The following is a 26,884-nucleotide window of genomic DNA, read 5'->3' on the forward strand; positions in this document are numbered from 1 at the left end:
GAGAAATTTACGGATGACGTTCACCGGATGGGCAAAGGATCACAGGCGTCACATCGGCGGCACCATCGTGACCATCGCATGGTTGCTGCCAATTCTGTGGTTCGCCATGGCTTATGCCGGTCTGCCCCGCATCTGGAGCCATCATGAGCACAAGAAGGGCAAGCCCCTCGGAGACGCGGTGGCCTATACAGCGCAGGACATTCCCGGCGACCCGATCAACCTCAAGATCGATGGCTCCGGTGCGGCGATCGAAGCAGCCATGCAGCGAGGAGGCTGGGTGAAGGCCGACAATGTGTCCGTGGTGTCAGGTCTTAAAATCGGGGGCAGCGTGATCCTGGGCCGCCCCTATCCCGATGCTCCCGTGAGCCCGCTGTTCTTCAACGATAAGCAGCAGGACTTTGCCTATCAGCATGATGAAGGCCGCAGTGCCGATCGGCGCCATCATGTCCGCTTCTGGGAAGTCGAGCCAAACCATTGGGTGGCCTCAGCGACGTTCGACCGGGGCGTCGGCATCAGCCTCTATACGCTTCAGATCACGCATCATATCGGCCCGAATGTGGATCAGGAGCGTGATACCGTCGCCAGAATTCTCGCTAAGGGTCAGCCGATCTCGTTGGTTTCACTGCCGGGCGCAAGCCAGGGCGGCCTACGAAGGAATGGAGGGGGCGACAAATATCTCACGGATGGCAAGGTCGCGCAGATCAACCTGGGTAGCCAGAGAAATCGCTGACAAAGTTGCCCTTCACGCCTACGCCCGTGGCCGCCGAAAGCCGACATTCGATCATCAGGCACTTCCGAACTGAGCCCTCCGGCAAATCCGGTACGGTTCAAACTACCCTCAAGGAGAAGACGATTAACCTCCGCTCCTGAGTTGAATTGAACCGTTCCAGCTTTACTGAAAATGCCCGCATCGGAGACTCTGGTCCTTTTGGGACACCCGCGAGGCCTAGAAACAAATCATCAAAATTGCGCCGGATTCCGGGACATTTGTCAGATGCGCCGGTACGACGGGTCAGGCAGTTCTTGATGCACGGATTGAGGTTAGCTGGCGATCGATTTAGACCCCTTCACGCGTCTGCTGCTTGGCATCTGTTTGCTATGCCCAAAGCGACCATCAAAGGCATTGGATGGCATCAAGTCGCCTTAATAAAGAACGGCCAATAAACAAATGATATTTTTGCTATTTAGCCAATTAAAACCATTGGGGCCGATTCAATTCTTATTCGATAAAACGGATGCGCGCCGATCGATTTTGAAAATTCCCTTCCAATAGTAATCATATCCTTTTCGGTGTAAAACCACCATTCTTCTTGATTTACATTTTCACCTTTGCTGAATGACCGTATTTCCAAAGCATCTGATAATAATATTTCTGCACATTTTTCCTTTGAATAGGATCGGTCTAGCTCGCCACAATCAATTTCATATTGCGAGTCATTCCGAACATCACCAACGGTTTCTCGCAAAATATTAAGAGCCAAACTCGCGTTTAAGTCACTTTCGCCGACAGACCACGACAAATTTTTTCCACTGAGATTTGCGCAGGCATACTGCAAATCACTGGAACGGGCCGCAGCAGTGTGGTCAAGGAGGTAATACTGGGAAACAATTGGTTCAAGTCCAGCGGGTTTTTGTTTTTTGCGACCTTTCACATCCTTGTACGCACTGTATCTCAATTGGATTATATCGCGTCGACATAAGTTGTCTTCACTCGAAGCATAAGGGCCTGTCGCCAAACCAAATTCAGTAACGGGACCCGTGAGGATCGCCTCAATCTCAGCCAGAGCCTCGGCGTGCTTCTGAGAATCCACCGCCTTTTCTCGCCCAGAGTTTTGGCCGATAGAGTTAGTTTTAGCATTGAGGTGGGCTGGGGCCGTCAATGAGATCAATAAGGCCATGAGAATCGATCGAAGATTCATCTGAAGCCCTCCTAGATGCTCCACCGACGTAACTGAGTCGCTCGCAAATTTCTATTCCTGAAATGTGAGTTAAGAATTGAAGCCTGGAGCCGCACTGAACCGTAGCGGCTCCGCCGACGGGCTTTTCGCGGGAGCTGGGAGGATGCGATCGCGCTAACGATGGGAGGCGCTGAATGGCAGGTCTCCCAGGCATGGCTTGGCCGCAAGCCTTTCCGGCAAGTTTCATTGAATGTCTGAAGATAGGTTGCCGGGTCAGGTTGAGGGGAGCTGGCTGCATTGGCCGTGCCGGGTGCTATCAGAGACCACCCAATTATAAATAACTGAGATTTTGACCACATCTGACATGCTCCCTATCGGTTGGAGCATTTTGGCAAGATGCGGTTACTACCTTGTAAATTATGGATGCGCTCGACGGACTTAAATAAATTTAAGAAACAACACCCTATAAATCCAGAGGTTCATATATAATTTTTATAGAGTTCGCGGATCACGCTATTTCCACCAGGCAATTTAACCGTATGCCAACTCCGAGAGGTTGAAACAACGCTCCATGACACGCTGGTTATATCTCCTTCATATCGTGGGAAGCATGCTCGCTGTAGTCTTGGCCTTCAATTATGTGCATGTAGACGCGACCGGTGCTTTTGATCAAGCAAGTGAAAAATTGTGGAATTCCATTCAAATATTTCTAAAGCTTCAGTTAATTGCATCAATCGGATTGTTGTTTATAATGCCGAGAAGTAATATCATCCTCAATCTCATTTTAGCCATCACTAGCTTTTTTATGGTGATTGGCGCATATTTCGCGCAGATGGTGGCTGTTTTGGCGTGAGTGAAACGGACCGAATTTGCCGGTGAGCTTTCCATGAGGGAAGAATTTCGGGCTGCTATCGCGGGACCGCCTGACGCGAGCTGACTGCCTTCTCCCTGTCAACTAAACGGTCCTTTTGCGATACACAGCGCGACCCACGCACAAATCATGAAAATCGTCCCGATTTTGGAGGCGGTTGTCATGCGTGAATTGCTGAGGCCGAAAATGTCACGTCTACCCGCACCAAACTCCTCTCTCCTGCACCACAGCATCCCCTTCAAGAAAAACGCGCTCTCCGACCAAATCGGTAAAAACACCTCTTCCGCCAGGTGATGCTTGCCAGCACAGAGCCCAATTACACCTTCTAATTGTAAAAATCAGACCGAGAAATGAAATAAATTTTCCAATTTCCAGCGTAGAATTTATATGCGCTCTGAGGAAACTAGCCACGGATGCATGGGCCGACGGGGCAGGATAGAACTGCTGGGGTATCATGAAACGTTGGGATCGCGACGCGAACGGATATGGTTTCAGCATAAGGTCGAAGCTCATCCGCATCCGAAAAGTGACCATTGCCGCTGTGGTGCTGATAATCACGGTAGGGATGGGCGCCTTGATCTGGAAGTCCATGCCAACTGCGACGAGGCCCAGATTTTCTGAGACAAAAATTGCAGATGTTTCCGAATTGGGAGCTATCTCCCCAGAAACGGTTTCTGCTGTTTACCCTCGGCTAGTGCCTACCTATGAGCCGATCCAATACGGTGGAAGAGACTCCTTAAGCAAAGAGCAAAAAGCCAAATTCCAAGCAATCAGGGATCTCGGGCTGGAGGAGATGGTAAGGCGTCATGTGTCCTCAAAAAGGTACAATCAATTTCTTTGGCTAATGCACTTCTATGTACCTGTGCACTACAAAGAAGTGCAATGCTCCGCTGGGCGCCCGATAAACGTGTCGAAGGATGCCGCGGATATCGACGCAATGGGATTGGCGATGAAGCCAATCATTGATCGATATGATAAAGGCATAAATGAGAAAAATCCCCATATACCGGAAAAAAATAGATACCCATTTATTGAAAATGCCATGAATAGTGATGATCGTCTGGATTTATACAGTTACAACCTGTGGACGTTCATTGGGGTATATGCCAATCGACCGGCGAACTACGAAACATTCATCCATTTTACAGACCGCCTGACGTCTCAATATGAAGATGTTCATTGCTTTCATGGTGAAGGAAATTTGGTCAATGGCTTTGCGATAAATGACAGATTTATGCTGCAATATCTATCTGGTTCGGACTGAAAATAATTTAAAGGGCAGTAATATGATCGACACCCTCATCTCAAAAAATTCGGCGAAACTGCGGCTCCGAACCGCTCCGGATCTGCCGGAGGGCTTTTCGCGAGAGATGGACTAGAGGGCTGCTGCCCTGGTCGTGGCGCGGTGGCACTGACTACCCTCTCACTGTCAACTAAACGGTGGTTTTAGACACTGTAAACCAGGGCGCCAAATTTCCCATGTGCGTGTGAGGCAATCGCGTTAAATCAAGGCCTGTAAACTTAATCCGACAAAAGCCACATTAAGTTTACAGATTGCCGAGTACGATCCAAATGCCAATCTGTTGGCCGCGCCGGCGGTCGGAACCGTTATGAGTTCCGGCTATGCCACACGCACTCCCTAGATCGTCTGCACCGCAAACCATAGGAGGGTTCCGGTGATGCACCCGTCATGCATCTGAACATATGGCGGCTTCCCCCGACCTTTGCTTGCGGAGGGGATGAGGTGGATGGCTCCCGCTCACGACATTTGAATGTCATGATGAGGTTGCCGTCAGGCAAACCCACGCAAGGAGCCATCCGCCATGGAAATTAGCACGATCGGCCTCGATCTGGCCAAAAATGTCTTCCAGGTTCACGGTGTCGACAAAGAGGGCACCGTCATTGTGCGCAAGGCGTTGCGCCGAGCGCAAATGTTGCCCTTCTTTGCAAGGCTATCGCCCTGCCTTGTCGGCATCGAGGCTTGCGGGACATCGCATCATTGGGCGCGGGAACTGCAAAACCTTGGTCACGAGGTGCGACTGATGCCGCCATGCTACGTGAAGCCCTATGTAAAACGCGGCAAGAACGATGCTGCTGATGCCGAGGCCATCTGCGAGGCGGTGACACGTCCGACGATGCGGTTCGTGGCGATCAAGTCTCGTGAGCAGCAGGCGGCCCTGTCACTTCACCGGGTGCGCTCTCTTTTGACTGGTCAACGTACACAGTTGGTCAACATGATGCGCTGCCAGTTAGCAGAGTTTGGTATCGCCATTCCGATCGGACTTGGGCGGGCGCTGCATCTGGCGCAACAGATCGAAGATGGCGAGGCCGCGATTGATCTGCCACCACAAGCGGCGCAGGTGATCGGCATGCTGTGCGAGCTGGTGCTCAAGCTTCATGCCCGGCTTCATGAACTTGATTTGCGCCTGGAAGCTCTCCGGCGAAGCGATGACATGGCGCGTCGGTTGGCGACGATCCCGGGCATTGGTTCGATTGGCGCAACCGCGCTGGCAGCATCGGTTACCGACCCGCACCAGTTCAGGTCTGGCCGCCAGTTTGCCGCATGGCTTGGCCTGACACCGCGTCAGCAGTCGAGTGGCGGCAAGGAGCGCCTTGGCCGGATCACCAAGATGGGCGATAAATATCTACGGCAGCTGTTGGTCATCGGGGCGACCTCCCTGCTACGCCGCGCCAAGGAGGGCCCTGCAACGGTTCACCCGTTTCTCGTTGGGATACTGGCTAGAAAATCTGCCCGCGTGGCCAGCGTCGCCATGGCCAACAAGATAGCGCGGATCGCGTGGGCGGTCATGACACGCGGTCAGGTCTATCAATCACACCATGTGCCCGGATTGGCCGCATGAGTACGCAATCCGGCTGAGGTGATCGGCCGAACGGAGTTGTGAGCGCAAAGAGAAATGATGGCGACACCGGTCAGACCGGGAACAGGGACAACCCGTGGAAAGTCTTAGGCGCAACAGCCTGTGAAGGCGATAGGAACTCTGTTTTTCGGACCCCATCAGGGCCAGCAGTCCGAAACGACTGCATCAACAGGCCGGACAGACGACTGCACCCGACCGATCGTCAGAATTTCAAAAAGTGCTTGCAACGCGGGAGCCATCCACAGAAGACATTCCGGAAACCACAACGCTGCAGCCATTCCGCAGGCTCATACTTCGACAAGCCGACCTATGAGGACTGGTTCATGGGGGGCCAACGGAGACTCCACCAGATTAAGGAACCAAAGTGCAGAATAGGAGCCGGAAACCGCTCCACTCCGAAGTATGTCAGGATTTATGCCACGATTTTCCTTGGAGTGGCCATCCAGGTAAGATATTGCTCAAAAATCCGCAGATTTGTGCGGGTCTCGCGTCAGTTGAAATTCGGGAACTGCAGACCGTAATTGTTTCATGGATAACAACCAGACCACCACGCTGCGCCGCTTCCGCCCGACCTGCTATGATGTTGCCGAAAAGGCCGGGGTCAGCCAGTCCACCGTCTCGCGGGCGCTGGCCGGGCATTCTTCCGTCTCGGCGCAGACGCGGGAAAGAGTGGCGGACATCGCCCGCGCGCTCGGCTATCAGACCGACAGCGTAGCCGCCTCGGTGCGGACCGGGCGCATCGACAGGATCGCCGTGATCGTGCTCGCCCGCAAGGGCGCCGCGCCGGAGCATTGCAATCCCTTCCATCACACGCTGCTGGCGGCGATCTGTCAGGCCGCCTCGGCCCGCGGGCTGGAAACGCTGGTCTCCTTCCAGAGCCACCCCGAAACGCTGTGCGGCAATTATGAGGAAGCGCGCAAGGCAGCCGGGCTGATCGTGATCGGCACCAGCGAGAATCAGGCGGCATGGCGCTATTTCCGCCAGATCGCGCGGGGCGGCGCCAACATCGTGGGCTGGGGCACGCCGCATGAGGATATGCGCTGGGTTCGTGCCGACAATGCCATGGGCGGTCGGCTGGCGGCGCGGCATCTGCTGGAGGCGGGTTGCCGCAGCATCGCTTTTCTGGGCGGCGGGTCCCATGCTCCGCCGCAATTTGCCGAGCGCTTTGCCGCCAGCCAGGCCGCTCTGGCCGAGCAAGGCCTGGTGCTGCATGCGCTCGACATGCCCAAGGGCACATCCCGCCTGCATCAGGGCGAAAAGGCGGGCCGCGCCCTGCTGGCGACGCTGCCCGCTTGCGACGGGGTGATCGCCGCCAATGACAGTCTGGCGCTGGGCCTGCAGAATGCCCTGCGCAGCGGCGGCGCACTTGGCCGCATACTGCTGATCGGCTTTGACGGCTCTTACGAGGCTCGGCACGCGAATCCGCCGATCCCCTCGATCGCGCCCGATTTCCAGATCGCGGGCAGCATTCTGCTCAATGCCGTGATGGACAGGCAGGCAGGCTCCGCGCCCGCTTGCCCGAGATCGCCCGTGGGGATGATGATCTGAATTTGACGCTGTAGGCCACCCTCGCTAACGCGCTCCCGATGATTGCCCTGCTCTCCCCCGCCAAGACGCTTGATTTCGAACGCAAGCTGCCGCCGCTCGACGTGTCCACGCCGCATTTTGCCAAGGAAGCGCTGGGCCTCGCCCGGTCCGCCGCCGATCTTACAGCAGAGCAGCTCGGCAAGCTGATGCATATCTCGCCCAAGCTGGCGCAGCTCAATGTCGAGCGTTTCAACAGCTTTACCGATCAGCCCGAGCGGCAGGCGCTCTTCGCCTTTGCAGGCGATGTCTACACCGGTTTCGAGGTGCATACGCTCGATGAGCCGGGTGTGGCTTTTGCCCAGAACCATGTGCGGATGCTTTCGGGGCTTTATGGCCTGCTGCGCCCCCTCGATGCGATCCGGCCCTATCGGCTGGAGATGGGCACGCGCTGGGCGCCCGGATACAAAAAGCTGACCGACTGGTGGGGTGACCGCATCGCCAACTGGCTGCTTGAGCAGGTTGAGGAAGAGGGCACCGGCACGGTGCTGAACCTCGCCAGCCAGGAGTATTTCGCCGCCGTTGCCGGCCAATTGCCGGGCCTGCGCGTGATCGAGGTGGAGTTCCGCGAACCGGGCCCCGACGGCCCGCGCTTCGTCAGCTTCCACGCCAAGCGCGCGCGCGGCATGATGGCCCGCTGGATGTGCGAGCACCATATCACCGACATCGACGCCATGCGCGGCTTCGACACGGACGGTTACCGCTTCGACGCCGCCGAAAGCGAGCCCGACCGCTGGCGCTTCACCCGCGTATGAGCGGCAGCGGCACAAGCTCCGCCGTGATCATCGGCGCCTCGGGCGGGATCGGCGGCGCCTTTGAGGCCGCGCTGATCGAGGAAGGCAGCTTTGCCAAAGTCCATGGCTTCGCCCGCTCGCGCAGCGGCGCACAGCACCTCGATCTGCTGGATGAGGGCAGCATTGCCGCCGCCGCCGCGCATGTCGCCAAGGGGCCGCCGCCCTCGCTGGTGATCGTGGCGACCGGCCTGCTGCATGAGGGCGATCAGGGGCCCGAGAAGGCGCTGCGCGATCTCGATCCGGCGTGGCTGGCCAAGGTCCATGCCGTCAATGCCATCGGCCCGGCGCTGGTGGCCAAGCATTTTCTGCCGCTGATGCCCAGGGCCGGGCGCAGCGCCTTTGCCGCGCTGTCGGCAAGGATCGGCTCGATCACGGACAATCGGCTGGGTGGCTGGCATGGCTATCGCGCCTCAAAGGCGGCGCTCAACATGCTGATGCGCAATCTGGCCATCGAGGAGCAGCGGCGCAACGATCGCGCGCTTGTCGTGACGTTGCATCCCGGCACGGTCGATACCGCGCTGTCACGGCCCTTTCAGGCCCATGTCGCCGCCGGAAAGCTGTTCGATGCCGAGCGCGCGGCGTTGCAACTGCTCGATGTGATCGAGGACCTCAAGCCGCATGATAGCGGAAAGTTCTTCGATTTCGAGGGGATCGAAATTCCCTTCTGAGCCTGAAGGCACGCACCCGCAGGGTGGCCGGGCCCCGTCAGGAGCCCGGCCTGTGCAGGATCAGGCGACCGGCGTCAGCGCCACCTCGGGGAAATCCACCGGCACATCCAGCGCGACATTGATATAATTGGTGAAAAGATTGAGCGCGATATGGGCGATGATCTCCACCACGCCCTCATCGTCGAAGCCCGCCGCCTTGAGCGCGGCGACATCATCCGCGCTGACGGCGGCACGATCGCGCACCATCTTCAACGCAAAATCCAGCGCCGCCTGCGTGCGCGGATCGGCGGTATGACCTGCCTGCGCCTGTGCCATTTCCGCAGCCGAGGCGCCTGCTTTCTGGCCCAGCACCGTATGGGCCGCCAGACAATAGCCGCAGCGGTTCACATTGGCGATGGCGACGGCCAGTTCCTCACCCAGCCTTGCACCCAGACTGCCGGTGGAAAGCGCGCCAAAAGCGCCCCACATGCTGGCCAGAGCAGCGGGCGAATTGGCCACCGCCTTGAACATGTTGGGCACCACGCCAAAACCGCCCGCGATCCTGTCAAGCGTCGGCTTGATCGGGGATGCGCAAGAGGCTGGATCGATAAGCTTCACATATGCCATAAGTGTCATTCCTGTTCTGATGCTCTCGGAGCGGGTGTTCGGGCGGTTCGGCGATGGCAGTCGCCGGACCGCTTTTGCGTTTCGGCCCGGAAAAGGCGGAAAGCGCTTTCATATTTAGGACTCCTAATATAGAGTCAAGCTCCTTGATTGACGCGTGCCGGAAGGAAAGCCGATGCCTCAAAGTGCCCCCAGAACCGCGCTGGCGATCCGCCATATCCATTTCGAGGGGCTGGGCCTGTTCGCGCCCGTGCTGGCGCAAGCGGGCTATGACCTGACCTATCATGACGTCGGCGCCGATCCGCTGGAGGAGATCGATCCCTCGGCGCCCGATCTGCTGGTGGTGCTGGGCGGGCCGGTGGGCGTCTATGAGGGCGAGGCCTATCCCTTTCTGGAGACCGAATTGTCGATCCTGAAGGCAAGGTTGCAGGCTGGCCGTCCCACGCTGGGCCTGTGCCTTGGCGCGCAGCTGATGGCCTTTGCGCTGGGGGCCAAGGTGGCGCCGATGGGCCATAAGGAGATCGGCTTTGGCGCGCTGACATTGACCGATGCCGGGCAAGCCGGCCCTCTGCGCCATCTGGCGAATGTCCCCGTGCTCCATTGGCACGGCGATGCCTTCGAAACCCCGCCCGGTGCCGAGAATCTGGCCACCACCACCCTGTGCGCCACGCAGGCCTTTGCCCTTGGCCCCAACATTCTGGGCCTGCAATGCCATCCCGAAGTCGATGCTCAGGCTGGTATCGAGCGCTGGCTGATCGGCCATGCCGCCGAGCTGGCGGGGGCCGGCATCTCCTCCGCTGCGCTGCGCGCGCAGGCGGCAGACCTTGCCGCTTCGACCTCGGGCGATGGCGCGCGTGCCATGTTGCGCGCATGGCTGGAGGGCCTGAGCGATGGATGATGTCGCCGCAAAGCTGCAGGCGGTGAAGGGCCAGATCCGCGACGCCGCCGAAAGCTCGGGGCGCCGCGCGGAGGACGTGCGGCTGGTGCTGGTCACCAAGACCGTCGCGCCCGAGCGCATCCGCGCGGCCATCGCCGCCGGTCAGCGCGATCTGGGCGAGAACAAGGTGCAGGAAGGGCGCCAAAAGGCCGCAGCGCTGGAGGATGAGGCCCTCCGCTGGAGCATGATCGGCCATCTCCAGACCAACAAGGTCAAGGATGTGCTGGGCTTTGCCGCCGAGGTCCAGTCGCTGGACCGGCTTTCACTGGCAGCCGCGCTGGACCGGCGGCTGCAGCAACTGGGGCAAGGGCTCGATGTGCTGGTGCAGGTCAACACCTCGGGCGAGGCCAGCAAATTCGGCCTGACGCCGGAGGAGGTCCCCGCTTTCCTGCGCGAACTTCCTGCCTTTTCCGCCCTGCGCCCCAAGGGCTTCATGACGCTGGCCACCTTCACGCCCGATGAGGGCGAGGTGCGCCGTTGCTTCCGCCTGCTGCACGCCCTGCGAGACCGCGCGCGGGAAGAAGCCCCTCAGGCCGGGCAAATGGCGGAGCTGTCGATGGGCATGTCGGGCGATTACCTCTGGGCGGTGGAGGAAGGGGCCACCATCGTGCGCGTCGGGCAGGCGGTCTTTGGCAAGCGGGCTGTGCCGGATGCTCATTACTGGCCGGGCGTGGCGGGAACCATCCTGTGACGACCATCTTTGACACCATCACCGAACCGATAGCCCGGCGGGTCACGGCAGGGCTGGTGCGCATCGGCCATGTGCTGCGCAGCCGGGCCTGGAAAGGCGCCACGCCCGAGGGGGTGACCCCCACACAGGGTCATGCTCTGGGCCTGCTGCGCGAGGCCGAGGGCGGGCTGTCGCTGGGCGCCATCGCCAGCATGCTGGGCATTTCGGCCCCCACGGCCAGCGATGCCATGAGCGCGCTGGCGACCAAAGGGCTGGTGGTCAAGGCTCCGGGCGCAAAGCCGCGCTCCATCAACCTGTCCCTCACCTCTGAGGGCGAAGCGCTGGCCGCGCGCACCAGCGAGTGGCCCGCTTTCCTCTCCGATGCGGTGGAAACGCTCGAACCGGCGGAACAGGCGGCGCTGCTGCGCGCGCTGGTCAAGCTGATCCGGGCCATGCAGGCCAGCGGCGACATTCCGGTGCAGAAAATGTGCGTCACCTGCCGCTATTTCCGCCCCAACGCCCATCCCGGAACCGAAACGCCGCATCACTGCGCTCTGGTCGACGCGCCTTTTGGTGACCGGCACCTCAGGCTCCATTGCGGGGAGCATGTGCCCGCCGAGGACGATGCCCTTTACGAGCAGTGGCGATAAGTACTCACCCTTATACCGGACCGTAAATCATACCATGGCGGTATAGTTCAGCTTATGAAAGCCGTCCCAACAGGCAGGACGGCTGTGTTAACGAAAAAAGAAGCGATCAAATGCTAGAAATCCCCGTGATAAGGGGATGAAGAGCTATGGCACCACGCTGTTCGTCACAGCGTCAAGATCAGGCGGTCTCAGCGACGGATGCCACAGGGCGGATTCGGCGCGGGTCGGCCCTTCGCGACTTTATCCCCGCAGCCATGCTGCTTGTCTTTGGCCTGATCACCCTGCTGGCGGCCTCCCTCTCCGGCGATGGACGCGGCGGCCAGTATTTGGTCATGGGCGCGCCCTGGGCCAGCTATGGCCGGATGATCGGGGTTATTCGCAAGGCCGATGGCGGCCTTGCCGCGATCGGCGGCTTTGGCAACATCGCGATTGCCTCCTCCTCACGCAGTGATTTTGCCCGGCGGGCACGGCAGGCCGGGGCCTGGGCCGTGCTGCCCAGCCCGCGCGTCGCAGGCTGTTTCGGTCTCCAGTCGGAAGCATCCCACCCATGAACCTTGAGCTTGACAGCCTGCGCCGCCATTTCGGGCGCCTTCTTCTCGTTCTGCTCTGGGCACATGTGCCCTTGATGGGGCTGGTCGCCTGGGTGATGGGGCGGCCGCCGCTGTTTCCCATGCTGGCCGCCACCGTGCTGGCCGGGGCCTATCATCTGATCTGGCTGCAGCGCGGCATCGCGCCGCCCACCCGCTATCTCTCCGCCGTTGCGCTGGTGGGGGAGCCGGCGCTGCTGCTGTTCCTGCTGCGTGGCCATCCCTGGCAGATGGACATGCATATGTATTTCTTCGCCATGCTGGCCCTGACCATTGCCTGGTTCGATCGCAGCGCCATTCTGGTCGCGGCGGCGGCGACGGCCCTGCACCATCTGCTGCTGCTCTATCTGCTGCCCTATGCCGTCTTCCCCGGTGAGGGCGATCTGGGCCGGGTGCTGCTGCATGCCGCCATCGTCGCCTTCCAGACCGCCGTGCTGGTCTGGCTGAGCAATATGGTGGTGGAGAGCTTCGAGCGCATCGGCCGCATGAGCGCGGAAATCACCGACAAGAATGTCGCGCTGGAAGAACGCACCCGCGAGGCCGAAGAGGCCAACCGCTCCAAGAGCATGTTCCTGGCCAATATGAGCCATGAGATCCGCACGCCGATGAATGCCATCCTCGGCTTCTGCCATCTGTTCCAGCGGCTGGATCTGGATGCCAAGCAGCGGGACTACATCACCAAGATCAATGGCGCGGGCGTGTCGCTGCTGCGGCTGATCAACGATATTCTCGACTTTTCGAAGAATGAGGCCGGCAAGCTCACGCTGGAAAGCCATGCCTTCGATCTGCGCACCGCGATCGACAACCAGCTTCATCTGGTGGCCGAGAATGCCGCAGCCAAAGGCGTGGCGCTCCGGCATTCCATCGATGAGGCGATCCCCACCGAATTGCTGGGGGATGAGTTGCGCTTCAATCAGGTGCTGCTCAACCTGCTCAGCAATGCGGTGAAATTCACACAGGCGGGCGAAGTGACCGTCTCTGCCATTCTGTTGACCCGCGACGATCAGGAGGCGCGGATCGAGGTCTCGGTGCGTGACACCGGGATCGGCCTCACGCCTGAACAGCAGGCCTCCCTGTTCAATGTCTTCACGCAGGCCGACAGTTCGACCACGCGCAAATTCGGCGGCACCGGCCTGGGGCTGGCGATCAGCAAGCAGATCGTCGAACTGATGGGCGGGCAAATCCGCGTCGAGAGCGAGCCCGGCGTCGGCAGCACCTTCATCTTTCAGGTCGATATGGCGCTGGCACAGGCGTCGCAGGCGCTGGCACTGCAGCCGCCCCCGGCCCTGCGCGATCTGCGCGTGCTGGTGGCCGATGACAATGCCGCCGCGCGCCAGATCGTGGGCGAAATCTTCCGCGACTGGGGCATGGCGGTCGATCTGGTCGCCTCGGGCGCGGAGGCGATCAGCGCCATCGAGATGACGCTGCAATCGGGCAAGCCCTATGATCTGCTGCTGCTCGACTGGAAGATGCCCGGCATGGACGGCATCGACACCATTGAGGCGATGCGCCGCATTCCGGGTCTGTCCAAACCGCCGGTCACGCTGATCGTCACCGCCTATGGCAATGACGCCTTCATGTCGGAGCTGGGCAAGGCGGAAATCTCCGCCTTCCTCACCAAGCCGGTGGACGCGCGGGCAATGCTCGACACGATCACCAACCTGTTTGTGGATGCCAAACCGATCCGGCAGGATGCCCAGCCTGAAACGAGCGGCGTGCCCATGGTCTCGCCAGCGCTGCGCGGCCTGCGCGTGCTGCTGGTGGAGGACAATGAGATCAACCGCGAGATCGCTCAGGAGCTGCTCACCGACGCCGGATTGCAGTTCGATATCGCGGAAAACGGGAAGATCGCCTGCGACCTTGTTGCCGAGCGCCATGCGACTTACGCCGCGATCCTGATGGATGTGCAGATGCCCGAGATGGACGGCATCGAGGCCACTACCATCATCCGCCGCAGCCATGCCGCCGATGCCCTGCCGATCATCGCCATGACCGCCCATGCCTATGAGGAGGAGCGCCAGCGCTGCTTCGCGGCGGGGATGAACGATCATATCGCCAAGCCGATCTCGCCACCGGTGCTGGTGCGCACGCTCGACCGCTGGCTGAAAGCGGATCGCGGGACGGTGGCGCCGGTTGTGGCGGCAAGCGAGCCCGCCCCCAAAGTGGATAGCGTTCTGCCCGACCAGCTTCCGCCCTTCGGGCTGGAAGCGGCGCTGGGGCGTGTCAACGGCAAGGCGGCCTTGCTGCGCAAGCTGATCCTCTCCTTTGCCGACAGCTATGCCCATGCCGGACAGAGCCTGAGGGATCTGCTCAAAACCGACCATGCCGAAGCGCGGCGCTTCGCCCATACGCTCAAGGGCGTGTCCGGCTCACTCGAACTGCCCGGGATTCAGGCGGTGGCGGCAGAGATCGAGCGCCGGATCGCGGCGGAGGATGTCACCGGAATGGAGGGCAGGATCGCCGATCTTGAGGCGAAACTCGCCCCCGCCATCGCCGCGGCACTCAGCCTCAAGGGTGAACAGCCGGTGGGGCAGGATCATGCCGGCCCGGCGGCTGCTGACCCTGTCGAGGTCTCCGCCGCCAGCGCGCGGCTGCGCGATCAGATCCAGCGCCGCAGCCTCAAGGCGCGCTCGGGCTTCGATGCCCTGGCGCAGACCATGGGGCTCTCCGCCGAGGCCATGGCCGAGCACCCCATCCGCAAGGCGCTGGAAAGGCTGAATTACGATCAGGCTCTGGCGCTGCTCGATGAAGAGCATACGCCCATCCTCCCCGAGATCAGAGAAGCATCATGAGCATTATGACGGACAGGGCCTCCATCCTGATCGTGGACGATGAAGTCTCCAACATCGAGATCATCAATGCGATCCTTGAGGATGATTACGAAATCTCCTTCGCCACCTCGGGGCAGGAAGCGCTGGAGACGGCGCGGACCATCCTGCCGGATCTGATCCTGCTCGATGTGCTAATGCCCGGCATGGATGGTTTCGAGGTCTGCCGTCAGCTGAAAAGCGAGGCTCTGCTGGCCGATGTTCCGGTGATCTTCACCACCGGCCTTGGCGATACGGCCGATGAGGTGCGCGGCCTGACGCTGGGCGCCATCGATTATGTCACCAAGCCTGTCGAGCCGGTGATCCTGCGCGCGCGGGTCGGCAATCATGTGGAGTTGAAGCGCCTGCGTGACAGGATGGCGGAAATGGCCGTCACCGATGCGCTGACGGGCCTCTCCAACCGGCGCGGTATGGAGAAGATCCTGAACACCGAGACCGCCCGGCTGGCGCGCACGGGGGAATGGCTGTCGGTGATCATGCTCGACATCGATTTCTTCAAGCTGTTCAATGACAATTACGGCCATCCGGCGGGCGACCGCTGCATCGCCATGATCGCCTCGGCGCTGAACCGCGCCGTCAAGCGGGCGGCGGATGTGTCCGCCCGCTATGGCGGCGAGGAATTTGCCTGCATCCTGCCGGGAGCGGACGCTCAGGCCGCGATGTTCGTGGCGCAGGAAATCCTGCTTCAGGTGCAGACGCTGGACATTCCCCATGCCCATTCGCTGATCAGCAACCGCGTGACGGTCAGCGTGGGCGTGGCCTCCGCGCGCTGCGAGCCGGGTCTCACCCCCGATATGTGGATCAACCACGCCGACAGCCAATTGTATCAGAGCAAGCATGGCGGGCGGAACCAGATCTCCGCCCATATTTTCGGCGGCGAGGTGGCAGAGGAGGTCAGCGAACTCAAGGACGCCTGATCGCCCGAAGCATGGCCGATATCGACCGGGCCGATGCAATGTGGCAGGCTGGACGGAGCAGTACCCTTCCCGGGATTCGCGCTGAGCTGTCAGGAGTTTACGATCATGTCCGAAGAGATCGCCGTCGTCGCCTATCTGCAGGCGCTTGAGGGGCAGGGCGCCGCCGTGGAGGCCGTGATCCGCCCCTGCGTCGAGGCCTCAAGGCAGGAAGCAGGCTGCCGGTATTACACCGCCCATACGGACAGCACCCGCCCGGGCCTTTTCGTCTTTATCGAACGCTGGGCCGATCAGGCAGCGCTCGATGCCCACACCCGAACCGAGCATTTCCAGGCGCTGATCGCCGGTGTGGAAGGCAAGCTGGCCGGCACGCCGGAGATCCAGACGCTCAAGGCGCTGGCATGATGCTGGCTGGCCAGCCCACCCCGGCGCTGGTCCTCGATGAGGCGCGCATGCGGCGCAACATCGCCCGGCTGCGGGACCGGCTGGCCCCTTTTGGCGTGACGCTGAGGCCTCATGTCAAAACCGCCAAATCGATCGAGGTGGTGCGCCAGTTGCTCACCGATGGGCATGGCCCGGCCACGGTCTCCACGCTGAAAGAGGCCGAGGCGCTGTTCGCGGCGGGCGTCACCGATATCCTCTATGCGGTGGGCATTGCGCCTCACCGCCTGGAGCGGGTGCAGGCCTTGCGCGCGCAGGGCTGCGATCTGGCCGTGCTGCTCGACAGCATCGAGCAGGCCGGGGCGGTGGTGGCCGCCTGCGCCCATGGCGCGATCCCGGTGCTGCTGGAGATCGACAGCGACGGCCATCGCGCGGGGCTGAAACCGCAGGATGAGCGGATCGTGGCCATCGGCCGCCTGCTGGTGGAGGGCGGCGCGATCCTGCGCGGCGTGCTGACCCATGCGGGCGGCAGCTATGGCGCGCGCAGCCCGGCCGAACTCGAAGCCTATGCCGAGCAAGAGCGCGCCGCCGTGGTCGAAGCGGCGGAACGCCTGCGCGCCGCGGGGCTGCCCTGCCCGGTGGTCAGCGTGGGATCGTCGCCCACTGCCCATTTCGCGCGGCACCTTGATGGCGTGACCGAGGTGCGCGCCGGGGTCTATGTCTTCTTCGATCTGGTGATGGCAGGCATCGGCGTGTGTGCGCTGGATGACATTGCGCTCTCCGTGCTGACCACGGTGATCGGGCATCAGGCCGAGAAAGGCTGGGTGCTGTGCGATGCGGGCTGGATGGCTCTGTCACGCGATCGCGGCACGCAGGGACAGGCACTGGATCAGGGCTATGGCGTGGTCTGCGACATCGACGGCAAGCCCTATCCCGATCTGATCGTGGACTCGGCCAATCAGGAGCATGGCATCATCGCCCTGCGCCCCGGCAGCACGCAGCCCTTGCCCGATCTGCCGGTAGGGACGCAGTTGCGCATCCTGCCCAACCACGCCTGCGCCACCGGCGCGCAATTCGATGACTATATCGTGCTGCCCGCCGATGGTGGCCCCATCGCGATCTGGCCGCGCTTCCGGGGGTGGTGAGCGATCCTACCTCCCGGAGGCGATAAAGCCTGCGATCCCCTCCACCACATGCGGCGCCAGCGGCAGGTTGGGATCGACATAAGTGGCAAAATTGGCGGCGCGCCCCTCCCCCGTCACCGATTTGAGCATGTGATTGGCATCGGGCAGCAAATCCAGTTGCGCTGACGGCAGCGCGCTTTTCAGCCGCTGCGCATCCTCCACACTGACCTGCAAGTCCTTCTCGCCCTGCACGATCATCACCGGCAGGTGCAGCTTGCCGATCAGCCGGGCCGGATCGACAGCCATCTCGCTGATAAACCAGCCCTGCGTCTCGGGCCGGAACAGTGCCATCAAGGGTGGCGGCAGCTTGCTCGCATCCACCCGCTGCCCGGCGGACAGCGTGTCGATCGCGCGGTCGGCATCGGGCAGCAGGGCAGCATTGTTCGGGTTGTCATGCAACTGCTGCTTCAGCACCTGCCCCAAAGGGCGTCCCGCCGTGGCCACGAGGATCAGACCGCAGATCTCGTCCCCGCCGCCCGCCACCGTGGCCAGCGCGATCAGACCGCCTTCGCTATGCCCCAGCAGCCAGACACATGTGGCACCGGTGCGGGCGCGTGTCGCCCTGATCCAGGCATGCGTGTCCTGCACGTAATCCTGCAGGGTCACGGCATTGCCGTCCTCCACCGCCCCGGCACTGGCCAGCAGACCGCGCTTGTCGATACGAACGCTGGCGATGCCATGTTGAGCCAGCCCTTCGGCCAGCAGGCGATAGGTGGAGGCTTTCATCCCCAGCGAACTGTTGCCATCGCGATCCGTAGGCCCGGAACCGGGCAGCATCAGCACGGTGGGCTGGGTGCTGCCTTCGACATGGAGCAGCGTGCCCCTCAGCTCTCCCTTGGGGCCCGGCGCCGCAATATCGCTCGATGTCACAGCCCCCGGCACGGCAGCAGCCAGAGCGAGAAGCATAAGCGGCATGGACATGATCACGGAACCCCTGCTGTCGATCAGAACAATCTATCATACTGACGTGGAATGGAAATAGGTGCGGGCATGCGCGGTGCTTTACCTTGCCCCGGAACATGACCTAATCAGGCGAGATGACAGCCAGCACCCATGTCGCAAAAACCATCGAGGGCACGACCCTGACCCGCGCGGATCTGCAGGTGCTGATCGGCACGGGGCCCGTGCAGCTTGTCGCGTGCGATCTGGATGAGGCCGATCTCTCCGATCTCGATCTGGCCGGATGGAGTTTCGAGCGCTGCAGCCTGCGCCGCACCAATCTGACCAAGGCCAATCTGGAACGAACGCAATGGCTCTCCTGCCGCGCGGGTTTTGCCAGCCTGTTCAGTGCCGATCTCAGCGATGCCGCGATCCGCTCCTGCGATTTCAACAATGCCAACTTTCGCCATGCCCGCCTGACCGGCACGCGCCTCACCAGCAGCAAGCTGACCGGCGCCGATCTGACCGATGCGCGGATCATCGATCTGACCTGCGAGGAGGTGCTGATGGCCGGCGCCAAGCTGGCGGGGCTGAGCTTCCGCAAGCAGCATCTCAAGCGCATGGATTTCAGCCAGGCCGACCTGCGCAAGGCCGATTTCCGCGATGCCAGCTTCGAACAATCCAGCCTGCGCGACGCCCTGTTGGCCGGCGCCCGCTTCGACAAGGCCGATCTGCGCGGGGCGGATCTTGGCGGCCTGCGCCTTGTCGATGCCGCGCTGTTTCGCGGCGCGACCATCTCGCGTGAGCAGGCCGCGCAATTGCTCGGTGAGTTGGGATTGAAGCTGGGTTGATCGCCCTCACGGCAAAAGATCAATCCATTCAACAGCTTCGAAGGTCAGTCCTGCCTATCAATCCATTTTAATAATGGAAAACGATAAAAACTAACGATTTTCGTGATGCAGAACCTCATGCCAGCATAGCCCCATAAAAACATCACAATGGGGGAAGAACATGAGGCTGAAGGCTTTGCTATTCGCGTCTGCTGCCTTGGCACAACCGGCGCTGGCTCAAGACACCGCGCCGCCAACGACCAATGGTTTGCAGGATATCATCGTCACGGCCCAGCGCCGTTCTGAAAATCTGCAGAAAACGGCGCTGGCCGTCAGCGCTGTGGCGGGCGATGTTCTGGTGCGCCAATCGGTCACACAGGCAACCGATCTCACACGTCTGGTGCCCGCCTTACAGGTTGCTCCGGCGGCCTCCTACACGCAGATCTATCTGCGCGGCGTGGGTTCTTTCGGCGCCAATGCCTTTGCCGAGCAGGGCGTCGCCTTCAACATGGACGGAGTCTATCTCTCGCGCCCCGCCGCCCCCGCCGCCCTGTTCTATGATCTTGAGCGCATGGAGGTGCTGAAAGGCCCGCAAGGCACGCTTTATGGCCGCAATGCCAGCGGCGGCGCGGTCAATGTCATCACCGCCAAGCCCAGGCTGGGGGAAACATCCGGCTTTATCAATGGCGAATATGGCAATTACAACACCGCCAAGGTCTCCGCCGCCATCAACCTGCCGCTCGGCGAGCGCTGGGCGGTGCGCCTCGCGGGCCAGCACGCCAGCCATGACGGCTATTTCAACGACGGCTATGACGATGAAAACACCCAGGCCGCCCGCACTCAGGTCAAGTTCGACAGCCACGCCGGTTTCGACGCCGATCTGATGCTGGATTACGGCCATGTCGGCGGCAAGGGCCCGGGCGGGACGATCATGCCGTTGATCGGCAATGGCCGGTTGGGGGTCAGCGATCCCGCCGTGCTGGCCGCCTATCAGGCCGCAAGCCCCACGGCTCCCGTGCCGCAAGTGGTCGCCCGCAATGACGGGTTCCAGCGCAACAATTTCTACGGCGTGGCGCTGACAGCCAATCAGGATCTGGGCTTTGCCAAGCTCACCCTGCTGCCCTCTTTCCGTGAAACCGACATCAATTTCCTCTCCTATGCCTCCAGCTTTTACATCCGCGATGTCGAGAAGACCCATCAGACCTCGCTGGAGGCACGGCTGGCCAATGCGCGCGGTGCGGTGAACTGGGTGCTGGGCGGTTACTTCTTTGACGAACGCGTCCATGCCAGCCAGACCTACGATCAGGGCAGCAACCGGCTGCAGGTCAATCCACTGCTGGCCACCCGCAGTCTGGCCGCTTTCGGGCAGGCCACGGTGACGGTGCTGCCCGCTTTCCGCATCACCGGGGGGCTGCGCTATACCGATGATCACAAGCAGCAGAACACCGTCTTCACCAACGCGCCATTTGTGGGCTTCGTCAGCCCTGCCACCGGCAATTTCACGCCGATTTTCAATCCCATCACCGCTCAGGCGGTGAGTGATATCCACTTCCGCAAGGTGACGTGGAAGGCAGGCGTGGAGTATGACGCGGGCCCGCGCAGCCTGCTCTATGCCTCGGTGGCGACGGGCTTCAAATCAGGCGCGCTGTTTGCGGCGCAGGGCAACAACACCTCGGCGCCGGAAAATCTCACCGCCTATACGCTGGGCGCCAAGAACCGCTTTCTCGACAACAGGTTGCAGCTGAACCTTGAAGCCTTCTGGTGGGATTACAAGAACCAGCAGGTCTCGCATCTGGGGCCGGTGCAGGTGGCCAGCACACCGGCGGGCGGCATCTATGCCCCGGTCTTCATCACCGAGAACGCGGGCAGCGCCCGGCTCTATGGCGTGGAGGCCGAACTGCAGTTCAAGCCCGATGACGCCGATCTGCTGAGTGCCGACCTGCAATGGCTCCACGCCCGCTATCGCCGTTTCGGCTACAACAGCTATTCCAGTTCGGGCGCGGTCCCCGCCGTGGGCTGCGCGGTGAGCCCCACCTCGCTGATCGCGGCCACGCCGGGCGGGGCGATCTACGCCGTCGACTGTTCGGGGCGGCAGGTGGTCAATGCTCCGGAATGGACGTTGAACATGGCCTATGAGCATCGCTTTGCCCTGCGCAATGGCGGCAAGGTCACCTTCGGGGCGAACACGCGCATCCAGTCAGGCAGCTATGTCTCGATCGATTATCTGCCCGGCGGCTATCAGAGCACCTACACCACCTCCGATGTGAGGCTGGAGTATCAGCCCAAGAGCGGCAAGCTGACGCTGGGCCTGTTTGCCAACAATCTGGAAAACACCACGATCTTCGCCGCCAGCTTCCAGAGCCCGGTCAAGAACGGCGTGCTGTACAATCAGCTGCGCCCGCCGCGCACCTATGGCGCGCGCGCTTCGGTGCGGTTCTAGAAGGCCCCGGGCGGCGCTCGACCGATCAGGAGTCGAGCGCCGCCTGCACCGCCTCCGGCGAGGCCACGGGCGCCTGAGGCGGGTTGAAGGCGGGCACATCGCGGCTGTTGCGCGTGTCCAGAGGCACGCCGCTGGTGTTGATGTACCAGTTGAGCAGGCGCTCTTCGAGCGCCGCCTGATCCTTCGCCACGGCGCGCGTGCCGATCAGATTGCGCGTCTCGCCCGGATCGGCGATGCGATCGTAAAGCTCGCTGACGCCTTGCGGGCGGTGGATATAGGTATGGCGCTGGGTGCGGACGCTGGCGGCGCGAGCCACCAGTTCGGGATGCTGCGCGGGCAGCTGCGACTTGTAGCGATAGAGACCGCCGGTCGGGTTGTCGAAAGCCTGCGGCTCGTAGATGCCGAGCCCCGCCTCGGTGAAGGCGGCGCGGTTGGGATCGCCGGGGCCGCCGTGGATCTGCGGCAGCAGGCTGCGCCCGAACTGGGTGTGATGCGGCGCGGTGCCCGCAAGGTTCAGGAAGCTGGGCAGGATGTCGTACAGCTCGACCATATCGGGCGCGACCACGCCTTGCGCCGCGCCGGGCACGCGGCCGATCAGCGGCACATGGGTGAGGCAGCTTTCGAGGCCGCCATGCCATTTCTCGACGAGCCCATAATCGCCCGCATAATCGCCATGATCGGAGCCGACGAAGACCGCCGTATCCTTGTCACGCCCGGTGCGGTCCAGAGCGTCGAGCAATTCGCCCAACAGCCAGTCGGTGTAGGAGACCTGCCCGTAATAGGTGGCGCGCACCTGACGGAACACCTCGGGCCCCACCTTGTCGAGGCCGTAAGCCTTGCGGATCGCCTCGTGATAGGCAGGCTTGTTCGGCAGGCCGGGCGGGATCGGGGCCGGAACGTCCTCCGGCTTGTACATCGCCTGAAAATCGGCGGGGGCGTGATAGGGCGGATGCGGCTGGAAGATCGGCAGGAAGAGGCAGAAGGGCTTGTCGCTCTCCTTGCGTTCGATGATCTCGATGGCGCGCTGGATGATACCGTAATCGCTGGTGGCGCGGCGGTCGCCCATGGGGGGCAGCAGCATGGTGACGGTGCTGCTGGTGGCTCCGGCACGGGCTCCGGGAGAGTGGTCGCCGGCGGCGGCGCCCGGGGCTGGCGGATCGGCCCATGCGGTCAGGCTGGTGGCGAAAGTCTCGGGGGCCAACACATCGTTCTTGCCGAAGAAGAAGGTGTCATAGCCCGAGGCGCGCAGCAGGGCGAAGAGGTTGGGCTCCTGCGGCTGGATCAGATAGGAGAAGCCGCGATGGCCCGTCGCGCTGGTGGGCAGGCCCGTCAGCATCGAGCAGCGCGAGGCGGCGCAGACCGGGTACTGCACATGGGCATTGGCGAAACGCGTGCCTGATTTGGCCAGACGGTCGAAATTGGGCGTGCGCGTGACGGGGTTGCCATAGCAGGCCAGCGCGTCGGCGCGCAGTTCGTCGGGGAAGAAGAGGATCAGGTTGGGGCGTGAACCTGTGGCCGCGCGCGCCACTTGGGGCAGCAGCGAGGCCAACAGCGCACCACCGGCACCGCCCATGACCGTTCGACGATTGAAGTTCATGGGCGGTATCCTTTTCGGGTGGGTTATTCCGCGTCGGGCTGGGTGGCCGGATTGGCGGCGATAAAGGCGGGATGCGCAAGGCATGCCGCTTCCACCGCCAGCAGGCGCGGCCAGCGCTGGACATCCACACCAAAGCGGCGCGCATTGACCAGTTGCGGGATCAGGCAGAGGTCGGCCAGAGACACCGTATCGCCGAAGCTGAACTGGCCAGCATAGGGCGCGATCAGCGTGTCGTAAGCGTCGAAGCCTTCCTCGATCACCTGAGCGGCCCAGGCGTTCTCGTCATGGCCCAGCGCCTTGATCCGGCCCAGCACCTTCAGGTTCTGGATCGGATGGGTGTCGCAGGCGATGACCTGCGCCGCCGCGCGCACGCGGGCGCGCATCACGGCGTCTTCCGGCAGCAGCTTCGGGCCATCATGCGTCTCGTCGAGATATTCGCAGATGGCCAGACTCTGGGTCAGCACCACGCCGTCGATCTCCAGCGCGGGCACCAGACCCTGCGGGTTGAGCGCCAGATAGGCCGGAGCGCGCTGCTCGCCCGCACGCAGGCGGTAAAAGGCACCGTCATAGTCGATGCCCTTCAACGCCAGCGCCACGCGCACCCGGTAGGATGCGCCCGAACGGAAGAAGCCGTGCAGCTTAGTCATTGGCCACCGGGCCAACGGTGACGGTGCAGTCGGTCAGACCGGCAATCGAGACGTTGATCACATCGCCCGACACCACCGCGCCCACGCCAGCGGGTGTGCCGGTGTAGATCAGATCGCCCGGCTCCAGACGGTAGAAGCGCGAGACGTAAGCGATTACTTCCTTCACGTCCCAGATCAGATCGGCCAGATCGGCGTCCTGCTTGGTTTCGCCATTGACGGTCAGCTTGATGCTGCCGCTTTCCAGCACGCCGGTTTCGCTCTGCGGATGGATCAGGCCCAGCGGGCTGGACTGCTCGACATTCTTGCCGGTGCTCCAGGGGCGGCCCTTGTCGCGCGCTTCGAACTGCAGATCGCGGCGCGTCATGTCCAGACCGGTGGCATAGCCATAGATATGGTCGGTGGCGTTCTCTTCGGTGATGTTGCGACCGCCCTTGCCGATGGCCAGCACCAGTTCGGCTTCATAGTGGAAGTTCGCGGTTTCCGGCGGATAGGCGATGGTGGTGCCGCTGGGCACAACCGTCTCGGCCCATTTGGTGAAGAAGAAGGGCGCCTCACGCGTCGGGTCCTTGCCCATTTCGCGGGCATGGGCGGCATAGTTGCGGCCAATGCAGAACAGGCGGCGCACGGGGAACTCATTGCCGTCGGAGGTCTTGGCCACAATCGGGGCGGGCAGCGTGAAGAGGGTCATATCAGGCGTTCCATTCGCGGTAGAGGTTGAGCTTTTCCTGGCTGGCCTTGTCGGAATAGGCAAACAGCACGAGATCGGTGTCGGCAGAGAAACGCACTTCCTTCCACGAAGGCACGCAGAAGGTGTCGCGTTCGGAGAGCTGGATGTCCTCGCCATCGATGATGACGGTGCCTAGCCCCTCGCACACGACAAAGATCGTGCCATCGCTGGAGCGGCGGGCCTTGGTCTCGAAACCGGCGGGGATCAGGCGGACATGGGCCGAGATCGTCGGCATGATCGAGCCACCATCGGCCGGATTGGTGAACTCCAGCGCATGGCCGACATGGGGGTCGACCTCGGCGCTCTTGGCCATGGCGTCCAGCGCCGGACGCCACTGGGCGTAAGGGTAGTGGAACAAGGGCTGATGCGCGGGGCGACGATCCGCCGCCGTGCCGCGCATCGGGCGCATGTTGTGGCCATAGCGGGCCTGCGTGTCGCCAGCGGGAGCGCTTTCGGGGAAGGCCTTGCCGTCGAAATGCTCGGCAAACTGCGCGTCGAACAGGCGGACGGTGGGGATATCCAGACCATCGAGCCAGATCATCGGCCTGTCGGTGGTGTTGCCGTGATCGTGCCACTGGCCGCCCGGCGTCAGCACCAGATCGTACTGGCGCATGATCGCCTTTTCGCCATCGAGCGCGGTAAAAGCGCCATCGCCCTCCATCACGAAGCGCAGCGCGCATTGGCTGTGGCGGTGGCAGGGGGCGATCTCGCCCGGCAGGATCAGCTGGAGCCCGGCATAGAGGCTGGGCACGATGGCCGACTGGCCTTCCAGACCGGGGTTCTCAAGGATCAGCACGCGGCGCTCGGCCTGTTCGGCGCTGATCAGATCGCCGGCGCGCATCAGATAGTCGCGCGCCTGATCGTAATTCCAGCGATGAACATGGGCGGGCGAGTTGGGCTGCGGCTTCACCAGCCCCGCCAGCAGTTCCCACAAGGGCGTCAGATTGGCGGGCGCCATTTCGGCATAAAGCGCTTCGAGTTGCGACCTCTGGTCGTTGGCAAGTGCCATCTCGTCGATCCTCTAATCTCTTTGACTCGGGCAGGCTCTTGGGGCTGCGCGCAGCTTCATGTGGAGCAACCACGCCCCCCGCGCAACCAAAAAATTGTAGCGCTATACCAGAACAGCTCTTGCCACCCCCCGCCCGCTTCATTTAGCGCAGGACGTGACGCGGAAAGCCGGTGAAGGGCTACCGCACAACAGGATGACGAATGGCCACAGTTACGCGCTCTTCACGAAGATCCCGCCAGGCGGTCACCATCTCTTCGGTGGCCGATGCGGCAGGCGTTTCGCCGATGACGGTGTCGCATGTGCTCAACGGCACGAAAGCCGTGCGCGAAGCGACCCGCGCCGCCGTGATGAAGGCGGTGGAGGAACTGGGCTATGTGCCCAATGCCGCTGCGCGCTCGCTGGCCTCGGCGCGCAGCACGCGGATCGGCATCGTCTATCGCAATGCGCAGAATGCGTTCCTCTCGGCCATGCTGGTCGGCGCGCTGAACGCCGCCGCGCGGGCAGGCGTGCAGATCATCATCCGCAAATGCGACGACCTTTCAGCCGCCGCCGCCATGGAGGCCGTTTCGGGCCTCGTGCGCAGTGGGGCCAATGCCATCCTTTTCGCCCCGCCCTACAATGAGTTGCTCTCGGGCAGCGCGGCGCTGGCCAAGCTGAATGTGCCGATGGCGGCCATCGCCTGCGGGCGCGGGCTGGCGGATATGGACACGGTGGGCGTCGATGAAAAAGCCGCAGCGCAGGCCATGACCGAGCATCTGCTCGACCGGGGCTACAAGCGGATCGGCTTTGTGATGGGCGCCTCGATCCACTCGGGCAGCAAGGCGCGTTTCGAGGGCTATGGCGCGGCGCTGGCGGCGCGCGGCATCGGCATCGATCCGGCGCTGATCGCTATGGGCGATTTCAGCTTTGAATCGGGCCTCAGCGCCGGCTCCGCCCTGCTCGATCTGCCTGAACCGCCCGATGCCATCTTCGCCAGCAATGACGATATGGCTGCGGGCGTGATCCTGAGCGCCCATCGCCGGGGGCTGAGCATCCCGCAGAATGTGGCCGTGGCGGGCTTCGACGATGCGCCCATCGCGGTAAAGATCTGGCCACCACTCACCACCGTGCGTCAGGATGTCGACCTGATGGCGGCGCAGGCCACCGACTGGCTGATCCAGCGCCACCGCGAGGATGACGGGACAGCCAAGGCGCCCCTCTCGCAATGGGTGCCCTATACGATCGTGCTGCGCGAAAGCGCCTGAAACAAGCGTTCGGCCGGGAGGCAGAAACCTCCCGGCCGAGCCGGCTCACCCTTCATTTTTGTG

At 62.1% G+C, this 26,884-nt stretch carries 25 protein-coding genes; 18 read left to right on the forward strand and 7 right to left on the reverse strand.

What is annotated here, in order from left to right:
• The first annotated feature begins 13 nt into the window (after positions 1–13).
• Complete coding sequence (locus HGK27_RS21470; RefSeq protein ID WP_206244852.1) at positions 14–730, forward strand: LssY C-terminal domain-containing protein; 717 nt, start codon at positions 14–16, stop codon at positions 728–730.
• A gap of 454 nt (positions 731–1,184) precedes the next feature.
• Here HGK27_RS21470 and HGK27_RS21475 read toward each other — a convergent pair whose 3' ends face one another.
• The gene (locus tag HGK27_RS21475; RefSeq protein WP_206244853.1) at positions 1,185–1,919 is read right to left on the reverse strand and encodes a hypothetical protein; all 735 of its coding nucleotides are present in this window, start codon (positions 1,917–1,919) and stop codon (positions 1,185–1,187) included.
• Positions 1,920–2,469: 550 nt separating this feature from the next.
• On the opposite strand from HGK27_RS21475, the gene HGK27_RS21480 reads away from it, so the two are divergent.
• From HGK27_RS21480 to HGK27_RS21505, 6 genes are all read left to right on the forward strand, one after another.
• Positions 2,470–2,751, forward strand: a complete 282-nt coding sequence (locus HGK27_RS21480) for a hypothetical protein (protein WP_206244854.1) — start codon at positions 2,470–2,472, stop codon at positions 2,749–2,751.
• Positions 2,752–3,223: 472 nt separating this feature from the next.
• Positions 3,224–4,033: a hypothetical protein gene (locus HGK27_RS21485; protein ID WP_206244855.1), complete on the forward strand. Its 810-nt coding sequence runs from the start codon at positions 3,224–3,226 to the stop codon at positions 4,031–4,033.
• A gap of 559 nt (positions 4,034–4,592) precedes the next feature.
• The gene (locus HGK27_RS21490; protein WP_206239818.1) at positions 4,593–5,630 is read left to right on the forward strand and encodes an IS110 family RNA-guided transposase; all 1,038 of its coding nucleotides are present in this window, start codon (positions 4,593–4,595) and stop codon (positions 5,628–5,630) included.
• Positions 5,631–6,176: 546 nt separating this feature from the next.
• Entirely contained in the window at positions 6,177–7,196 is a 1,020-nt protein-coding gene (locus tag HGK27_RS21495; protein WP_206244856.1) for a LacI family DNA-binding transcriptional regulator, read from the forward strand.
• 38 nt (positions 7,197–7,234) lie between these two features.
• Complete coding sequence (gene yaaA / locus HGK27_RS21500; protein ID WP_206244857.1) at positions 7,235–7,987, forward strand: peroxide stress protein YaaA; 753 nt, start codon at positions 7,235–7,237, stop codon at positions 7,985–7,987.
• Positions 7,984–8,694, forward strand: coding sequence for an SDR family NAD(P)-dependent oxidoreductase (locus tag HGK27_RS21505; protein ID WP_206244858.1), 711 nt, complete (start codon positions 7,984–7,986; stop codon positions 8,692–8,694). The genes yaaA and HGK27_RS21505 overlap by 4 nt, the downstream gene beginning before the upstream one ends.
• 60 nt (positions 8,695–8,754) lie before the next feature.
• Here HGK27_RS21505 and HGK27_RS21510 read toward each other — a convergent pair whose 3' ends face one another.
• A complete protein-coding gene (locus tag HGK27_RS21510; protein WP_206244859.1) occupies positions 8,755–9,300 on the reverse strand; it encodes a carboxymuconolactone decarboxylase family protein in 546 nt (181 codons plus the stop codon).
• 172 nt (positions 9,301–9,472) lie between these two features.
• Between HGK27_RS21510 and HGK27_RS21515 the strand changes: the two genes are divergently transcribed.
• From HGK27_RS21515 to HGK27_RS21550, 8 genes are all read left to right on the forward strand, one after another.
• Positions 9,473–10,195, forward strand: a complete 723-nt coding sequence (locus tag HGK27_RS21515) for a glutamine amidotransferase (RefSeq protein ID WP_206244860.1) — start codon at positions 9,473–9,475, stop codon at positions 10,193–10,195.
• Complete coding sequence (locus tag HGK27_RS21520; protein WP_206244861.1) at positions 10,188–10,925, forward strand: YggS family pyridoxal phosphate-dependent enzyme; 738 nt, start codon at positions 10,188–10,190, stop codon at positions 10,923–10,925. The genes HGK27_RS21515 and HGK27_RS21520 overlap by 8 nt, the downstream gene beginning before the upstream one ends.
• Complete coding sequence (locus HGK27_RS21525; protein ID WP_206244862.1) at positions 10,922–11,554, forward strand: MarR family winged helix-turn-helix transcriptional regulator; 633 nt, start codon at positions 10,922–10,924, stop codon at positions 11,552–11,554. The genes HGK27_RS21520 and HGK27_RS21525 overlap by 4 nt, the downstream gene beginning before the upstream one ends.
• A gap of 254 nt (positions 11,555–11,808) precedes the next feature.
• A complete protein-coding gene (locus HGK27_RS21530; RefSeq protein WP_206244863.1) occupies positions 11,809–12,105 on the forward strand; it encodes a hypothetical protein in 297 nt (98 codons plus the stop codon).
• Positions 12,102–14,933, forward strand: coding sequence for a response regulator (locus tag HGK27_RS21535; RefSeq protein ID WP_206244864.1), 2,832 nt, complete (start codon positions 12,102–12,104; stop codon positions 14,931–14,933). Before HGK27_RS21530 ends, HGK27_RS21535 begins: the two co-directional genes overlap by 4 nt.
• A gap of 5 nt (positions 14,934–14,938) precedes the next feature.
• Entirely contained in the window at positions 14,939–15,886 is a 948-nt protein-coding gene (locus HGK27_RS21540) for a diguanylate cyclase (RefSeq protein WP_206245478.1), read from the forward strand.
• Between the two features lie 105 nt (positions 15,887–15,991).
• Entirely contained in the window at positions 15,992–16,288 is a 297-nt protein-coding gene (locus tag HGK27_RS21545; RefSeq protein ID WP_206244865.1) for a putative quinol monooxygenase, read from the forward strand.
• A complete protein-coding gene (locus tag HGK27_RS21550; RefSeq protein ID WP_206244866.1) occupies positions 16,285–17,409 on the forward strand; it encodes a DSD1 family PLP-dependent enzyme in 1,125 nt (374 codons plus the stop codon). The genes HGK27_RS21545 and HGK27_RS21550 overlap by 4 nt, the downstream gene beginning before the upstream one ends.
• Before the next feature lie 6 nt (positions 17,410–17,415).
• Here HGK27_RS21550 and HGK27_RS21555 read toward each other — a convergent pair whose 3' ends face one another.
• Complete coding sequence (locus HGK27_RS21555; protein WP_322099067.1) at positions 17,416–18,369, reverse strand: alpha/beta hydrolase; 954 nt, start codon at positions 18,367–18,369, stop codon at positions 17,416–17,418.
• A 116-nt stretch (positions 18,370–18,485) separates the two neighbouring features.
• On the opposite strand from HGK27_RS21555, the gene HGK27_RS21560 reads away from it, so the two are divergent.
• Both HGK27_RS21560 and HGK27_RS21565 read left to right on the forward strand, forming a co-directional pair.
• The gene (locus HGK27_RS21560) at positions 18,486–19,178 is read left to right on the forward strand and encodes a pentapeptide repeat-containing protein (RefSeq protein WP_206244867.1); all 693 of its coding nucleotides are present in this window, start codon (positions 18,486–18,488) and stop codon (positions 19,176–19,178) included.
• A gap of 160 nt (positions 19,179–19,338) precedes the next feature.
• Positions 19,339–21,597, forward strand: coding sequence for a TonB-dependent receptor (locus tag HGK27_RS21565; RefSeq protein ID WP_206244868.1), 2,259 nt, complete (start codon positions 19,339–19,341; stop codon positions 21,595–21,597).
• A 25-nt stretch (positions 21,598–21,622) separates the two neighbouring features.
• Here the strand turns inward: HGK27_RS21565 and HGK27_RS21570 are convergent, their stop codons facing one another.
• From HGK27_RS21570 to gtdA, 4 genes are read right to left on the reverse strand one after another with little or no spacing between them, the layout of a single operon-like run.
• Positions 21,623–23,194, reverse strand: coding sequence for a sulfatase-like hydrolase/transferase (locus tag HGK27_RS21570; protein WP_206244869.1), 1,572 nt, complete (start codon positions 23,192–23,194; stop codon positions 21,623–21,625).
• Between the two features lie 23 nt (positions 23,195–23,217).
• A complete protein-coding gene (maiA, locus tag HGK27_RS21575; RefSeq protein WP_206244870.1) occupies positions 23,218–23,841 on the reverse strand; it encodes a maleylacetoacetate isomerase in 624 nt (207 codons plus the stop codon).
• Complete coding sequence (locus HGK27_RS21580) at positions 23,834–24,529, reverse strand: fumarylacetoacetate hydrolase family protein (RefSeq protein WP_206244871.1); 696 nt, start codon at positions 24,527–24,529, stop codon at positions 23,834–23,836. Before HGK27_RS21580 ends, maiA begins: the two co-directional genes overlap by 8 nt.
• A 1-nt stretch (position 24,530) precedes the next feature.
• Positions 24,531–25,577 carry a gentisate 1,2-dioxygenase gene (gene gtdA, locus HGK27_RS21585; protein WP_206244872.1) on the reverse strand — a complete coding sequence of 349 codons (1,047 nt, stop codon included), beginning with the start codon at positions 25,575–25,577 and terminating at the stop codon, positions 24,531–24,533.
• Between the two features lie 200 nt (positions 25,578–25,777).
• Between gtdA and HGK27_RS21590 the strand changes: the two genes are divergently transcribed.
• Entirely contained in the window at positions 25,778–26,821 is a 1,044-nt protein-coding gene (locus tag HGK27_RS21590) for a LacI family DNA-binding transcriptional regulator (RefSeq protein ID WP_206244873.1), read from the forward strand.
• The last annotated feature ends 63 nt before the right edge of the window (positions 26,822–26,884 follow it).

The organism is Novosphingobium terrae (assembly GCF_017163935.1).
Taxonomy (GTDB): Bacteria; Pseudomonadota; Alphaproteobacteria; order Sphingomonadales; family Sphingomonadaceae; genus Novosphingobium; species Novosphingobium terrae.

Bases quoted from the DNA above. Each gene is read 5' to 3' on its own strand.
- HGK27_RS21470 (WP_206244852.1), top strand. From the start codon at position 14: ATGACGTTCACCGGATGGGCAAAGGATCACAGGCGTCACATCGGCGGC.
- HGK27_RS21475 (WP_206244853.1), bottom strand. From the start codon at position 1,919: ATGAATCTTCGATCGATTCTCATGGCCTTATTGATCTCATTGACGGCC.
- HGK27_RS21480 (WP_206244854.1), top strand. From the start codon at position 2,470: ATGACACGCTGGTTATATCTCCTTCATATCGTGGGAAGCATGCTCGCT.
- HGK27_RS21485 (WP_206244855.1), top strand. From the start codon at position 3,224: ATGAAACGTTGGGATCGCGACGCGAACGGATATGGTTTCAGCATAAGG.
- HGK27_RS21490 (WP_206239818.1), top strand. From the start codon at position 4,593: ATGGAAATTAGCACGATCGGCCTCGATCTGGCCAAAAATGTCTTCCAG.
- HGK27_RS21495 (WP_206244856.1), top strand. From the start codon at position 6,177: ATGGATAACAACCAGACCACCACGCTGCGCCGCTTCCGCCCGACCTGC.
- yaaA (WP_206244857.1), top strand. From the start codon at position 7,235: ATGATTGCCCTGCTCTCCCCCGCCAAGACGCTTGATTTCGAACGCAAG.
- HGK27_RS21505 (WP_206244858.1), top strand. From the start codon at position 7,984: ATGAGCGGCAGCGGCACAAGCTCCGCCGTGATCATCGGCGCCTCGGGC.
- HGK27_RS21510 (WP_206244859.1), bottom strand. From the start codon at position 9,300: ATGGCATATGTGAAGCTTATCGATCCAGCCTCTTGCGCATCCCCGATC.
- HGK27_RS21515 (WP_206244860.1), top strand. From the start codon at position 9,473: ATGCCTCAAAGTGCCCCCAGAACCGCGCTGGCGATCCGCCATATCCAT.
- HGK27_RS21520 (WP_206244861.1), top strand. From the start codon at position 10,188: ATGGATGATGTCGCCGCAAAGCTGCAGGCGGTGAAGGGCCAGATCCGC.
- HGK27_RS21530 (WP_206244863.1), top strand. From the start codon at position 11,809: ATGCTGCTTGTCTTTGGCCTGATCACCCTGCTGGCGGCCTCCCTCTCC.
- HGK27_RS21535 (WP_206244864.1), top strand. From the start codon at position 12,102: ATGAACCTTGAGCTTGACAGCCTGCGCCGCCATTTCGGGCGCCTTCTT.
- HGK27_RS21540 (WP_206245478.1), top strand. From the start codon at position 14,939: ATGACGGACAGGGCCTCCATCCTGATCGTGGACGATGAAGTCTCCAAC.
- HGK27_RS21545 (WP_206244865.1), top strand. From the start codon at position 15,992: ATGTCCGAAGAGATCGCCGTCGTCGCCTATCTGCAGGCGCTTGAGGGG.
- HGK27_RS21550 (WP_206244866.1), top strand. From the start codon at position 16,285: ATGATGCTGGCTGGCCAGCCCACCCCGGCGCTGGTCCTCGATGAGGCG.
- HGK27_RS21555 (WP_322099067.1), bottom strand. From the start codon at position 18,369: ATGTCCATGCCGCTTATGCTTCTCGCTCTGGCTGCTGCCGTGCCGGGG.
- HGK27_RS21560 (WP_206244867.1), top strand. From the start codon at position 18,486: ATGACAGCCAGCACCCATGTCGCAAAAACCATCGAGGGCACGACCCTG.
- HGK27_RS21565 (WP_206244868.1), top strand. From the start codon at position 19,339: ATGAGGCTGAAGGCTTTGCTATTCGCGTCTGCTGCCTTGGCACAACCG.
- HGK27_RS21570 (WP_206244869.1), bottom strand. From the start codon at position 23,194: ATGAACTTCAATCGTCGAACGGTCATGGGCGGTGCCGGTGGTGCGCTG.
- maiA (WP_206244870.1), bottom strand. From the start codon at position 23,841: ATGACTAAGCTGCACGGCTTCTTCCGTTCGGGCGCATCCTACCGGGTG.
- HGK27_RS21580 (WP_206244871.1), bottom strand. From the start codon at position 24,529: ATGACCCTCTTCACGCTGCCCGCCCCGATTGTGGCCAAGACCTCCGAC.
- gtdA (WP_206244872.1), bottom strand. From the start codon at position 25,577: ATGGCACTTGCCAACGACCAGAGGTCGCAACTCGAAGCGCTTTATGCC.
- HGK27_RS21590 (WP_206244873.1), top strand. From the start codon at position 25,778: ATGGCCACAGTTACGCGCTCTTCACGAAGATCCCGCCAGGCGGTCACC.